The organism is Roseococcus sp. SDR (genome assembly GCF_019083995.1).
In the GTDB taxonomy this organism is placed as follows: Bacteria; Pseudomonadota; Alphaproteobacteria; order Acetobacterales; family Acetobacteraceae; genus Roseococcus.
This window is the reverse complement of the sequence record NZ_JAHRCU010000022.1, coordinates 22,556-34,929: the sequence shown is the minus strand read 5'-3', so window position 1 is coordinate 34,929 and position 12,374 is coordinate 22,556. Positions and strand designations below refer to the sequence as shown.

Here is a 12,374-nt window from a genome sequence, read left to right as displayed (position 1 = left end):
GAGGGCACTCATCAAACTCATCCGGCCGCACAGCGGCCGGCGCGCCCAGACCACCCGCCATGTCAGCGCGCCTTCGGCGGCGCGAAGCCAAGCGGGCGGAGCCCGCGCCCGGCGTCTGAGGGCACTCATCCAACTCATCCGGCCGCACGGCGGCCGGCGCGCCCGGACCGCGCGTCACGTCAGCGCGCCAGTGGCGGCGCGAAGCCAAGCGGGCGGAGCCCGCGCGTCGTGCGGAGAGCACGCCTCCGGCATGACGCCTCTGAGGGCATCAACTCAATTCCCCCCACGGTAGATCACGGCCAGCGCCGCCGCCGAGATGGCGAGCTGCCCCGCGATCTGCGTCATGTCGCGGAGAAAGCCCCAGGATTCGAAGGGCGAGGGATCATTCGGCACGATCACCAGGCTGCCCGGCGGCACGGGCGGCCCGCCCTGCTGCCACGCGCCAAGACCCGCAGGCACCGAGGTCCCGTTGGGCAGCACCAGGAAGGCGCGGGAGGGGTCGGCGAAACGCTGCGTGCCGCCCGCCGCCCGCACATAGTCGCTCGCGCGCCAGCCGGTCAGGAATTGCAGGCTGCCCGGGTTCTGCACCGCGCCGACGACCGTCACGTCATTGGGCCGCTTGGGCATGACGATGAGGTCGCCCGGCTCCAGCAGCACATCGAGTTCCGGCCGGCCGGCGAGCACCACGGGGTTGGCCTCCACCACCATGCGCCCCGCGGCCGGGATGTTGCGCAGGCTGGCGGCGAGCTGCTGGCCGGCCGCGACCGCGCCCGAGACATCCGTGCCCCGCCCGCTGCTGCCCACCACGGCGGTGCCGGCGGCCACCTGCATCAGGCCCATCTCCAGCTCGCGCGCCGTGCGGTTGAAGCCCTCCTGCTGGCGGGCGCGGGCCGCCTCGCGCGTGAAGACGGCGCCATAGGGATAGGCCTGGGGCGTCAGCCCGCCCGCGCGGGCGATGACCTCCGAGAGGCGCTCGCCACGCCGGATGTCATAGACGCCGGGGCGCAGGAACTCGCCCATCAGCGTCACCGGCCCGTTGTCGCGGTCGCCGAAGCCGCGCGGGATCCTCACGCCGTCGCGGGGCGAGAGGCGCACGGCGGCGAAGTTGCGGCTGCGCAGGTCGAGCAGCGTGCGCGTGAGCGGGATCGCGCTCGTCTGGTCCGAGGGCTCGCGCGTGAGTTCGACCGAGGACAGATCCGCCGTGTCGGTCAGACCGCCCGCCACGGCCAGAACCTGGTCCAGCCCGGTGCCGTTGGTGATGGGATAGAGGCCGGGCAGCCGCGCCTCGCCCGTCAATGTCATCGCGTTGTCGAGCAGGAAGGTCAGCAGCGCCGGATAGTCGATAAAGGCCTGCGGGCAGGGCGTCTCGCCCAGGCGCCGGAAGCCGCCGATGCGGGCATGGGCAAAACGCTGCGGCGAGGAGCGCGCCGCGATCTCGAGCTGCGTCAACGCGGGGCAATCGAGGCCGCGCGCCGGGTCGGGCGCCGCACCCGGCGGCGTCGGCATGCCCGGCGCGGGCGCGGGAACGAGGCTGGGCAGGCCGGCCAGCAGGCTCGCGGGCTGCGGCGGCGGCGAGGCCGGGGGCGCGATGCGCGCCTGGGCCGCGTTCAGCCGGCCGCGCTCCGTCTCGTCCAGCAGCGCCCATTGCACCGTGGGGCTGGAGAGCCACAGCACATCCGCCAGCGAGAGGATGATCACCTCATCCCCCTCGGCCAGGTGGACATCGGCGCGGCCGGCCAGCACGGCCGAGAGGTCGAAGGGCTGGAAGCGGCGCCCGCGCGTGCGCGCATCGGTGCGCAGGATGACGGCCATGCGGGCATAGGGGTCGGGCCGGACGATGCGGCCATCGCCGAGCAGGCCGCGCAGGCTGGCGCCGCGCCCGCCCAGCGCGCGCGTCATCGGCTGCGCGACATGGCCCGTCAGGCGGAGGTTCTGCGCCTGCACATCGGTGCCCGGCTCCACCAGCAGCAGGTCGCCCCGCCGCAGCGGGGATTGCATGCCGATCTCGCGGAAGGCGCGACGACCCTCGCCATCCGTCGTCTCCAGCAGGAAGCGGTTGCCGGAAGGCCGCAGCGCATCACCCGCGAGGCGCAGCATGGTGCCGAGCGGCGAAGAGCCGCTCCCCGGCGGCAGTTCGTAGATGGCGGGGCGCGAGACCTCGCCGCCCAGCGCCACCACGCCGCCGATGGGCGGCACCAGGATGCGCTCGCCCTCGCGCAGGGTCAGGTCGGGCGGCTCCCCCTCGCCGGCCAGCACGGGGTAGAGGTCCACGACGCGGCGGCCGCGCGGCCCTTCGACGCGGATGGCGCGCAGCGTGCCCGACTTCCGCACGCCCTGCGCCGCCACCAGCGCATCGAACAGATTGGCGAGCGGCGAGAGGGCGACGACGCCGGGCCGCTGCACTTCGCCGCCCACGAAGATGGTCACCTGCCGCATCTGCCGGACGGAGATGAAGACCTCCGCGCCGGCCAGTTCGCGCTGGGCGCGGCGGCCCAGCTCCTCGCGCAGGTCGCGCAGGGTGCGGTCGGCGGCCTGCATCGGCGGCAGGTTGGGCAGCAGCAGCATCCCCTCGCGCGAGACGCGCAGCGTCAGGTCCTGGCTGGAGCGGCCGCGGAAGCTGATCACCAGCTCGTCATCCCGGCCGATGACGTAATCCTCGGGGATGGCGCCGGAGGCCTGGTTCAGCTGCTGGCCAAAGGCCTGGCCTGCCAGCACGCCGGGCGGGCTGGTGCGGAAGCTGTCATAGCCGAATTGCCGGAGCGGCTGCGGTGCCGCGGGGATGCGCGCCGCCGGATTGGCCGCGGCCATGGCCGCGGGCTGCGGCCGACGATTCTCGAAGAACTGCTCGATGGGCGAGAGCGGCTCCTCCGTCGCCGGTGGCGTGGGTGCGGGCAGGGCGAGGCTGGAGAAGGGGGCAGGCTGCGGCGCCGTCGGGCTCTGGCTGCCGAGCGGCCGGCCCGCGCCCGCATCGAGCAGGCGCTGGAGGATATCCTGCTGCGCGCTCGGCGGCAGGGCCTGCAGGGGCGCGCCGCCGGGCAGCGTGGAGGGCAGCGAAGGCGGGCCGAGCAAGGAGGAGGGCAGATTCTGCGCGGCCGCGGGCCAGGCCAGCGCCAAGGTCCAGAGGGCCAAGACGCGGGCGTGTTTCAACGAACGGGCTCCCCTTTTTGGTGCAAGGACGTGACTCGAAGATTCAGTTATCGGAAAATTACGTGCAATATTTGCAACCATGCGGCGAAGCCTCCCCATTTCGTCAAGCCTCTGGATTGCAAAAATGAATGCCGCTCGCCTGCTGGGGGCGGGGCCGGTCGCCTGGGCGCTTCTCGGCCGCGGCCCCTGGGCGCGGGGTTGGGTCCGCTGGCGGCTGCGCGACGGGGTTCCGCCGGAGGGTGCAGACCTCATGGCCGGGCCGGATGTGCGGCCGCTCTGGGAAGCGAATCGCTGGTCGGAATGGCCGCGCCTGGCCCTGGCGGGGGAGGGGGATGCAATCCCGGGCCGCGTCGCAGCGTGGCTGGCTGAACATCCGCCCTATCACGGCCCGGTCTGGGCCTGTGGCCAGGAGGCGGCTTTGCGGGCGCTGCATCTGGCCCTGGCCTCCGCCCTGGCGGGCATGGCCGCGCCCCCGGCCGCGATGCGGACCCTGGCGCGGCGCATCGGCGCGAACCCGGCCTATGCCCGCGCCCAGGACAACAATCACCCGGTCAGCGAGGCGGCAGGGCTGCTCGTCTGCGGCATGGCGCTCGGCGAGAACAGCTTGGCGCGCCGCGGCGCGCGGCGGCTCGATGCCCTGATCGCGCGGCTGGTGGCGGCGGATGGCGGCTTCGCGCAGCCAAGCCCGGCCTATCACCGCATGCTGCTGGATGTGATGGCGGTGACGCAGTGGCTGCGCGAGAGGGGCGGGGGCCCGGCCGCGGCACCGCTCACCCTTGCGCGCATGGCGGCAGCGACGCGTTGGCTGCATCGCCTCGCCTGCCCCGCCACGGGGCTGCTGCCGCGCCTCGGCCATCAGGACGGCTCGCATGTCGCGGATCTGTCCGGGGCGGGGCCGGATGACGCGCGGGCCAGCCTGGAGCGCGCGGCCCGGATCTTCTGCGGCGCTTCGGCCGGCTGGCCGGGTGATCCCGGCTGCGCCGCCCTCGGCCTCGCGGTGCCCCGGCCGGTGCTCGCAGGAGAGCCGGACTGGCAGGCGGGCGGCCTGCTCGGCCGGCGCTTCGGCCCTTTCCGCGCCGTTCTTCGTGTGGGTCCGCTGCGCTTCCGCCCCGCCCATGCCGACCTGCTGCATCTCGATCTCTGGCGGGAGGGGGAGAACCTGCTGCGCGATGGCGGCACCGGCGCCTACAACCCGGAAGACCCCGCCTGGCTGGGCTATTTCCAGGGTGCCGCGGCGCACAACACCATCGCCTTCGACGGCGAGGACCAGATGCCGCGCCTCGGTCCCTTCCTGTTTCACCATTGGCCCGAGACCGGCGCCCTTCCTGATGGCGGCTGGTGGCGGGACCATCGAGGCCGCCGCCATGCGCGGGTGCTGCACGCGGCACATGGCGGGCTTTGCGTGGAGGACCGGGTCTCAGGCCCCTTCCAGGCGGCCGTGCTGCGCTGGCGGCTGATGCCGGCGGAATGGGCCATGACCGAGGACGGCGTGACGGGGGCCGGCCTCCGCCTGCACCTCACCGCCGATGGGCCGGTCACGCTGCGACTGGTGCAGGGCCTGGAGAGCCTCGCCTATGGCGCGGCCACCCCCCTGCCGGTGTTGGAAGCGTGCATGCCCCCGGCAACTTCCCGCCTCACGACACTTATTCGTAATTTATGAACCGATAGGTTGCATTTCCTGCATCCCCGCGCCCATCCTGCCCGCATCACATGAGGCCATGATGGCGCTGGAGGCATTGCTCAGGGAGGTGTGGCGCCAGCGCATGGGCGTCCTGATCTCCTGTGCGCTCCTGTATGCCCTGGCCGCGACGCTGGTCTGGAACTGGCCGCGCAGCTATGTGGCCACCGCCATCGTGGCACCCTCGGAAACGACGGGCATCGCCACCTCCTCGCTGCTCACGCCATCGCCCTTCCTGCAGCCCTCCCTGCTCGACCAGCGGCCGGGCGGCAATTTCGCCGTCTATCTGGCGGCGCTCCGCGCGCCCGAGGCCGCCGCCGTCCTGGCGCGGGACACGCCCCTGCTGGGGCAGATCGAGGAGCGCCGCGCCGCCTGGCCGCTCGGCCCGCTCCGCCGCCTGCTCGGCCTGCGCCTTTTCGCCGATACGGATGACGCGCTGAGCTATCTGGAGCGCAACTTCGCCGCGACGCCCTCGCTCACCTCCGTGACCTGGACGCTGGAACTCGTGAACCGGGACCGGGATTCCGCGCTCGACATGCTGCAGCGCCTGCATGCCCAGGCCGAGGGCCGGGTGCGGGAGACGCTGGGCGAATTGGCGGGGCGGCGCATCGCGGCCCTCGAGGCGCGGCTGCGCGTCGAGCCCGACCTCTTCCTCCGCAACAGCCTCTATGACCTGCTGGCGCAGCAGCAGCGCGCGGCCCTGGTGGTGGCGGCGGATGAAGCGGCGGCCGCGCGCCTCGTCTCCGTACCGATGGTGGAGATCCGCCCCTCGGTGCCCAACCGGCCGCTCCTGCTCGTGCTGCTGGCCATTGCCATTCCCGGCGCCGTGCTGCTGGCCGTCACCTGCCGCATCCTGCTGCGGCCGCCCTTGCCACCCAGCCTGGCACCCGCCCGGCCCGCCCCGGCCGAGCCCGCCCCCATGCGCAAGGAACCCGTGCTGACGCGCCTGCCAGGCGGCGACGGCGCATGATCCGGACGGCGCCGCTCTTCGCCGCGCTGGCCGGCCTGGCCGGCGCCGTGCTGCATTTCGCCGGCGCGCTGAAATCCACCCAGGCGGTGGCGGCCCTGCCCTTCGACATCACCCTGCTGGCCCTGCTCGCGCTGCTGGGCCTGCTTCCGCTGCTGCTGCTCGGCCGCGCCTGGCAGCTGTCGCGCGCGCTGGGGCCGCCGCTCGCGGCCTGTGGCCTGCTCTGGGCCTGGTGGGTGCTGGCCGCCGCCTGGAGCCCCTGGGGCGAGGGGGTCGCGGACCGCCTGCCGGAGATCGTGCTGGCCGGGCCGCTCATGCTGGCGCTGGGCCTGCTGATCGGCGCCGATCCGGCGGCACGGCGCGTCTTCGCCGTGGCGGTGATCGGGCTCGGCGTCTTCGTCGCCGCCTCCATCGCCTGGGGGCTGGCGACCGACGCCGTGGTGCTGGGCGGCCAGGTGGGGGCGGACCCGTCGCGCGTCCGGGTGCAGTACCAGGTGGCCGGCCTCGCGATCGCCTGCGCGGCGGGCCTCGTCGCGCTCCGGGCCACGGCGGCGCGAGGCTGGGGCGTGCTCGTCTGGCTCGCGGTTCTGCTGGGCCTCGGGGTGGGGGTGCTGCTGCCGGGCGGGCGGGCGGCGCTGCTGGAACTGGTGGCGGTGGTGGCGCTGGCGCCGGCCCTGCGCTGGCTGCTGCAGGGCCGCGTGGCGCCGGCTGTCGGCTGGGTCGCCCTGGTCGCGGCCGGAGGCGCGATGGGCCTCGGCCTGCTGCTGCTCGATCCGGGCCGGGCCGAGGATCTCGCCACGCTGGAGCGCCTCTTCCGCCCCGATGGCGGGCAAGATTCGGCGCGCGAGATCCTCTGGGGCGAGGCCTGGCGCCTGGGTGGCGTCATGGGCCTCGGCCCGGGCGGGTTTCCGCCCGCCATCGGCGTCGGGCAGGATCGCGGCCTGCACCCGCACAACCACGCGATCGAGGCGTTGGTCGAAGGCGGCGCGGTGGGCCTCATCCTCTGGCTCGCGGCCTTCGGCGGCGCGGCCCTGCTGGCGCTCACGCGCCTGCCGCGCGTGGCGCCCGACCGTGCCGCGCTGATCCTGGCGCTGACCCTGCCGGTCGCGATGACGGCCATGGTCTCGACCGACCTCGGCAACCGCATGGTCTGGTTCGCGCTGGGCCTTGCCCTCTCACTCGGCCTCGAGGCGCGCGATGCCTGAGCGTGGGGCCTTTGGGCGCGGGGCCTTTGGGCGTGGGGCCCATGCGCACGGCGCCTATGCACGCTGGGGCAAGCGCGGCTTCGACATCGTGGGGGCGATCTTGCTGCTGGCGCTGGGGCTCCCGCTGCTCGCCGGCACGGCGCTGGCGGTCCGGTTGCGGCTCGGCCGGCCGGTGCTGTTCCGGCAATGGCGGGCGGGCCGCGACGGCGTCCCCTTCCGCCTCGTGAAATTGCGCAGCATGGAAGATGGGGCCGGGGGCGACGCCGCCCGGCTGGGTCCGCTGGGCCGGGCATTGCGCGCCTCCGCGCTGGACGAGTTGCCGCAGCTGTTCCAGGTGCTGAGCGGCCGGATGAGCCTGGTGGGGCCGCGGCCGCTGCTGCCGGAATACGGCCCGCGCTACACGCCGCGCCAGGCGACGCGGCTGCTGGTCCGGCCGGGCCTGTGCGGCCTCGCGCAGTCCAAGGGGCGCAACCGCGTGCCCTGGGAGGAGCGGCTGGAGTGGGATGCGCGCTATGTCGAGCGCATCACCTTCGCGGGTGATCTGCGCATCCTGTGGGATTGCGCCCGGATGCTCTGGCGGGGCGAGGGCGCGACCATGCCGGGCCATGCCACCACGGCCCGGTTCGACGCCCCGCCCTGACGCCTCATCCCACGACCGCGACCGCCTCGATCTCGATGAGCCAATCCGGTGAGGCCAGCGCCGCGACGCCGAGCAGCGTGCTCGCGGGCGGCGCGGCCCGGTCGCCGAAGAATTTGGCGCGCACCGCGCTGATGAGGGCGCGGTGTTCCGGCTTGTAGTCCACGACATAGGTGGTGATCTTCACCACATCGGCGAAGCTGGCGCCGGCCGCGGCCAGCGCCGTGCCGATATTCTCCATCACCTGCGTCGCCTGGGCCTCGAGGTCCGTGCCGCCCACCAGCCTGCCCTCGGCATCGGCCGGGACCTGCCCGGCGAGGTAGATGGTCCTGGCCCCCGAGGCGACGGCGACATGCGAATAGGAGGGCGTCTTCAGCAGCCCGGGCACGGGCGGGTATTCGGTGGCGCTCACGGCTCTCTCCCCGGATTACGGCTCCAGCTTCTTCCAGAGTGGTTCCTTCAGCTTGCCGAGGAAGGCTTCGAAGGCCTCCTCCTGCTCGGCCGTCGGCTGCATGGGGCGCGGTGTGCGCGGCGCGCCGGCCTCGCGCAGGATGGTCTGCACGACGGGGGCCGCGCCCAGCACGAGGCCAGGCTGCCGCCCGCCCTTCAGCTCCAGATAGACCTCGGCCAGCAGCTTCACGTCGAGCAGCGCGTTGTGCGTCGTGCGCTGCGAGAGATCGATGTTGTAGCGGCGGCACAGCGCATCCAGGCTGTTCTGCGCGCCGGGGAAGGCGACGCGCGCCAGCGCCAGGCTGTCCACCATGCGCTTCGGATCAAGCGTCGGCCGCTTGGCGCGGAACAGCTCCGCATCCAGGTGCTTGAAATCGAAGGGCGCGTTGTGCGCGACGATGGGGGAATCCGCCAGGAACTCCAGCATCGCATCCGCGATCTCGGCGAAGCGCGGCTTTCCTTCGAGGTCCGCGCGGGTGAAGCCATGCACGCGGGTGGCTTCCGGCGGCACGTCGCGCTCCGGGTCCACCAGCGTGTGGAACACCTTGCCCGTGGGCATGAGGTTTACGATCTCGATCGCCGCGACCTCGATGACGCGATGGCCTTCGAGTGGCTCGAAACCGGTGGTCTCGGTGTCGAGGACGATCTCACGCATCGCGCATCTCCCGAACGAGCTGCCGCACCGCGGCCTGCGCGTGGTGTCGCGAGAGGCCGGTGCGGATCACCCTATCGGCGCGGCGGCGCTTCTCCGCATCGGGCATCTGGCGCGCGAGGATCGCGTTCAACCGCGCCTCGGTCATGCCGGGGCGCAGCAGCACGCGGCGGCGCTGCACGGCGGCGGGCGCCGAGACGACCAGGATCTTGTCGAATTCCCGAAGGTCCCGCCGCGTCTCGTAGAGCAGCGGGATGTCGAGCACGACGAGCCGCGCGCCGCGCCCGCGCCAGCGCTTGAGGAAGCGCGCCTGCTCGTCGCGCACCAGCGGATGGATGATGCGCTCCAGCCGCTTCAGCGCCTCGGGCTGGCCGAGCACGGCGCGGCGCAGGACTTCACGGTCGGTGGCACCGTCGCGCTCGCTGCCCGGGAAGGCGCGGGCGATGGGCCGCACGGCGCGGCCGCCCTTGGCCTGCAGCGCATGCACCGCCGCATCGGCGTCGAAGACCGGCACGCGGAGGCGCTGGAAGGCCCGGGCGGCGGTGGACTTGCCCATGCCGATGCTGCCGGTGAGGCCCCAAACTTTCATGATGGGATCTTCATCGCGGCGGAATGTCCGCTGCCACGATGCGGCGCAGCTCCTCGTCCACCACGGGGGCCACGCCGAACCAGGCCTCGAAGCCCGGTCGCGCCTGGTGCAGCAGCATCCCCAACCCGTCCACGCCGGTCAGGCCGCGCGCGCGCGCGGCGGCGAGCAGCTTCGTCTCCAGCGGCACATAGACGATGTCCGCCACCGTCGCATGCGCGGGCAGGGGGGAGAGGTCCAGCTCCAGTGGCGGCTGGCCGGCCATGCCGAGGCTCGTGCCGTTCACCAGCAGCGCCGCACCTTCCAGCGGCGGCGTGGCGCTGACATGCACCGGCCCGCCGAGGGCCTGCGCCAGCGCCAGGGCGCGCTCCGGCGTGCGGTTCACCAGCGTCAGATGCGGGCAGCCCGCATCGAGCAGCGCGGCGGCGATGGCACGCGCGGCACCGCCCGCGCCCAGGATCACCGCCGGGCCGCGCCTGGGGTCATAGCCGGGCAGGGAGGCCAGGAAGCCGAAGCCATCCGTGCAATCACCGATGATCCGTCCGTCGCGGAAGACCAGCGTGTTCACCGCGCCCGCGCGATGCGCGCGCGGCAGCACCTCGTCGCAGACCGCGAAGGCGGCCTCCTTGTGCGGAATGGTGACGTTCATGCCGCGAAACCCGGCCGCCATCAGGCCCCGCACGGCGGTCGGAAAATTCTCGGGCGCGATGGGCAGGGGCACATAGGCCGCATCCAGCCCATGCCGCGCGATCCAGGTGCCATGCAGCAAGGGCGAGCGCGAATGGGAGACGGGCCAGCCCGCCACCCCCGCCAGCAGGGCCTTGCCGGTCAGCATCAGCCGGTCAGCGAGGGAACCAGCGTCGCCTGCATCGCGGCGCAGAGGCTTTCCGCCCCATCCTCGCCGCGCATCCAGACTTCGGCGCGGGCCACGGTGAGCGTGCGGCCGAGCTTCAGAACCTCGGCGCGGGCGATGGCGAGCACGCCGCGTGCGGGGCGCAGGAAGTTGACCTTCAACTCCGCCGTCAGCACCTCCTGCCCCGGCGGCAGCAGGGAGAGGGTCGCGTAGCCGCAGGCATTGTCGGCGAGGGTGGTGAGGACGCCCGCGTGGAGAAAACCCTGCTGCTGCGTCATCGTCTTGCGGAAGGGCGCTTCGATCACGCAGCGGCCGGGCGAGACCTCGGCGATGCGCGCCTCGATCACACGCATCAGCCCCTGCTGCGCGAAGCTCGCCTCGATGCGAGCCTGGAGGTCTTTTTGGGGCATGTCAGGCTCCGATCGTTGAAGGGCGCAGCCCGGAGACGTGAATCGGCGCCATGATGTTACAGCCTCCAACCCGTGTGAATGGCGACGATGCCGCCCGAGAGATTGCGGTGCTGCACGCGCTCGAGCCCCGCCGCCGTCATCATCCCGGCCAGCGTCGCCTGGTCGGGGAACATGCGGATGCTCTCGGCGAGGTAGCGGTAGCTCTCGGCATCCTGCGCGATGCGCCCGCCGATCGCGGGCAGCGCCTTGAAGGACCAGGCGTCATAGAGCGGTGCCAGCGCGGCCACCTCAAGCCGGGAAAACTCCAGGCAGTGGAAGCGTCCGCCGGGGCGCAGCACGCGCCGCACCTCGCGCAGCACCGCATCCTTGTCGGTGCAGTTGCGCAGCCCGAAGGCCATGCTGACCTTCTCGACGCTCATATCCGGCAGCGGGATGCGCTCGGCATCGGCGCAGAGGAAGGAGAGGCCCCGCGCCAGCCCCTTCTTCAGCGCCCGCGACTGGCCGACCGAGAGCATCTCGGCATTGATGTCCGAGCAGATGACGCGCCCCGCACCCCGCTCCAGCGCCAGGAAGGAGATGTCCCCCGTGCCGCCGGCGAGGTCGAGCAGCGTCTCGCCCGGCCGGGGCTGGATGGCGTTGACGAAGATGCGCTTCCAGGCCCGGTGCAGGCCGAGCGACATCAGGTCGTTCATCACGTCGTAGCGGGGCGCCACGCTGTCGAAGACCTCGCGCACGAGGCCCGCCTTCTCCTCGGCGGCGACGGTGCGGAAGCCGAAATCGGCGGTGGTCTCGGGGGTCTCGGTCATCGGGCGGGTATAGCGGCCCCCGGGCGAATCTGCCATGCGGGGGAGGCCAGAAAGAGGAGGCGGCCATCCCCGAATTGCCCGAGGTCGAGACCGTGATGCGGGGCCTCGCTTCCGTGCTGGACGGCCAGGTGATCCGCCATGCCGAGACGCGCCGCGCCGGCCTGCGCTGGCCCTTCCCCGCCGGCCTCGCCACCACGCTTGCCGGGGCGCGCGTGGCGGGCTTCCGGCGGCGCGGCAAATACATGCTGATGCGCCTCGATGGCCGGGAGAGCGTGCTGATCCATCTCGGCATGTCAGGCCGGATGGTGGCCCGCCATCGCGACGCCGCCTTCGTCCCGCGCATGGCGCCCCAGGGCCTGGCCAGCGACGCCCGCGGCCACAACCAGCCGCCCGAGGCGCATGAGCACCTGGTGATGGAGACCGAGGGCGGCTGGCGCGTGGGTTTCGTGGACCCCCGCCGCTTCGGCTGCGTGGACCTGATCGCCCGGGAGGCGGAGGACAGCCACAAGCTCCTCGCCGGCCTGGGCCCCGAGCCCCTGGAGCCTGGCTTCACCGTGGAGGTGCTGGAGGCCGCGCTCTCCGGCAAGATCACCCCCATCAAGGCCGCGTTGCTCGACCAGAAGGTCGTGGCCGGCCTCGGCAACATCTATGTGAGCGAGGCGCTCTACCGCGCCGGCATCTCGCCCCGCCGGCTGGCCGCGACCATCCCGGGTGCCCGGGCCGAGCGTCTGGTGCCCGCCATCACCTCCGTGCTGACAGAGGCCATCGCGGCGGGCGGCTCCAGCCTGCGGGACTATGTGCGGGCGGATGGCGAGCTGGGCGTCTTCCAGGAGCGCTTCGACGTCTATGATCGTGCCGGCCAGCCCTGCGCCCGCTGTCCCGGCCCGCCCGGCTGCGCTGGGATCACCCGGCTTGTGCAGTCGGGCCGATCCACCTTCTATTGCCCGAAACATCAACGCTGATCGGCCCGCTCCGGCCGCCAA

Annotated in this window: 12 protein-coding genes; 5 read left to right on the top strand and 7 right to left on the bottom strand. The window is 72.9% G+C overall.

Annotation, left to right across the window (positions count from 1 at the left end; genetic code table 11):
* Positions 1-273 precede the first annotated feature (273 nt).
* Positions 274-3,147, bottom strand: coding sequence for an SLBB domain-containing protein (locus KTR66_RS20480; protein ID WP_249732295.1), 2,874 nt, complete (start codon positions 3,145-3,147; stop codon positions 274-276).
* Positions 3,148-3,271: 124 nt separating this feature from the next.
* Here KTR66_RS20480 and KTR66_RS20475 point away from each other — a divergent pair, with 124 nt between their 5' ends.
* From KTR66_RS20475 to KTR66_RS20460, 4 genes are all read left to right on the top strand, one after another.
* Complete coding sequence (locus KTR66_RS20475) at positions 3,272-4,807, top strand: heparinase II/III-family protein (RefSeq protein WP_213615896.1); 1,536 nt, start codon at positions 3,272-3,274, stop codon at positions 4,805-4,807.
* Between the two features lie 61 nt (positions 4,808-4,868).
* The gene (locus KTR66_RS20470) at positions 4,869-5,795 is read left to right on the top strand and encodes a hypothetical protein (protein ID WP_213615894.1); all 927 of its coding nucleotides are present in this window, start codon (positions 4,869-4,871) and stop codon (positions 5,793-5,795) included.
* Positions 5,792-6,997 (top strand): O-antigen ligase family protein, encoded by a 1,206-nt coding sequence (locus tag KTR66_RS20465; protein WP_213615892.1) that lies wholly within the window; start codon positions 5,792-5,794, stop codon positions 6,995-6,997. Before KTR66_RS20470 ends, KTR66_RS20465 begins: the two co-directional genes overlap by 4 nt.
* Positions 6,990-7,637 (top strand): sugar transferase, encoded by a 648-nt coding sequence (locus KTR66_RS20460; RefSeq protein ID WP_213615890.1) that lies wholly within the window; start codon positions 6,990-6,992, stop codon positions 7,635-7,637. Before KTR66_RS20465 ends, KTR66_RS20460 begins: the two co-directional genes overlap by 8 nt.
* Before the next feature lie 4 nt (positions 7,638-7,641).
* Here the strand turns inward: KTR66_RS20460 and KTR66_RS20455 are convergent, their stop codons facing one another.
* The 6 genes from KTR66_RS20455 to KTR66_RS20430 are packed head-to-tail and all read right to left on the bottom strand — an operon-like array spanning position 7,642 to position 11,427.
* Positions 7,642-8,046, bottom strand: coding sequence for a RidA family protein (locus KTR66_RS20455; protein WP_213615888.1), 405 nt, complete (start codon positions 8,044-8,046; stop codon positions 7,642-7,644).
* A 15-nt stretch (positions 8,047-8,061) separates the two neighbouring features.
* Complete coding sequence (gene dnaQ, locus KTR66_RS20450; protein WP_213615886.1) at positions 8,062-8,739, bottom strand: DNA polymerase III subunit epsilon; 678 nt, start codon at positions 8,737-8,739, stop codon at positions 8,062-8,064.
* Positions 8,732-9,325, bottom strand: a complete 594-nt coding sequence (gene coaE / locus KTR66_RS20445; protein ID WP_213615884.1) for a dephospho-CoA kinase — start codon at positions 9,323-9,325, stop codon at positions 8,732-8,734. The genes dnaQ and coaE overlap by 8 nt, the downstream gene beginning before the upstream one ends.
* Before the next feature lie 10 nt (positions 9,326-9,335).
* Entirely contained in the window at positions 9,336-10,157 is an 822-nt protein-coding gene (locus KTR66_RS20440) for a shikimate dehydrogenase (RefSeq protein ID WP_213615882.1), read from the bottom strand.
* Positions 10,157-10,585, bottom strand: a complete 429-nt coding sequence (locus KTR66_RS20435; protein WP_213615879.1) for a PaaI family thioesterase — start codon at positions 10,583-10,585, stop codon at positions 10,157-10,159. Before KTR66_RS20435 ends, KTR66_RS20440 begins: the two co-directional genes overlap by 1 nt.
* Before the next feature lie 56 nt (positions 10,586-10,641).
* On the bottom strand, positions 10,642-11,427 hold the full coding sequence (locus KTR66_RS20430; protein ID WP_371819180.1) for a class I SAM-dependent methyltransferase: 786 nt from the start codon (positions 11,425-11,427) through the stop codon (positions 10,642-10,644).
* A 29-nt stretch (positions 11,428-11,456) separates the two neighbouring features.
* Here KTR66_RS20430 and mutM point away from each other — a divergent pair, with 29 nt between their 5' ends.
* Positions 11,457-12,353, top strand: coding sequence for a bifunctional DNA-formamidopyrimidine glycosylase/DNA-(apurinic or apyrimidinic site) lyase (mutM, locus tag KTR66_RS20425; RefSeq protein WP_213615978.1), 897 nt, complete (start codon positions 11,457-11,459; stop codon positions 12,351-12,353).
* The last annotated feature ends 21 nt before the right edge of the window (positions 12,354-12,374 follow it).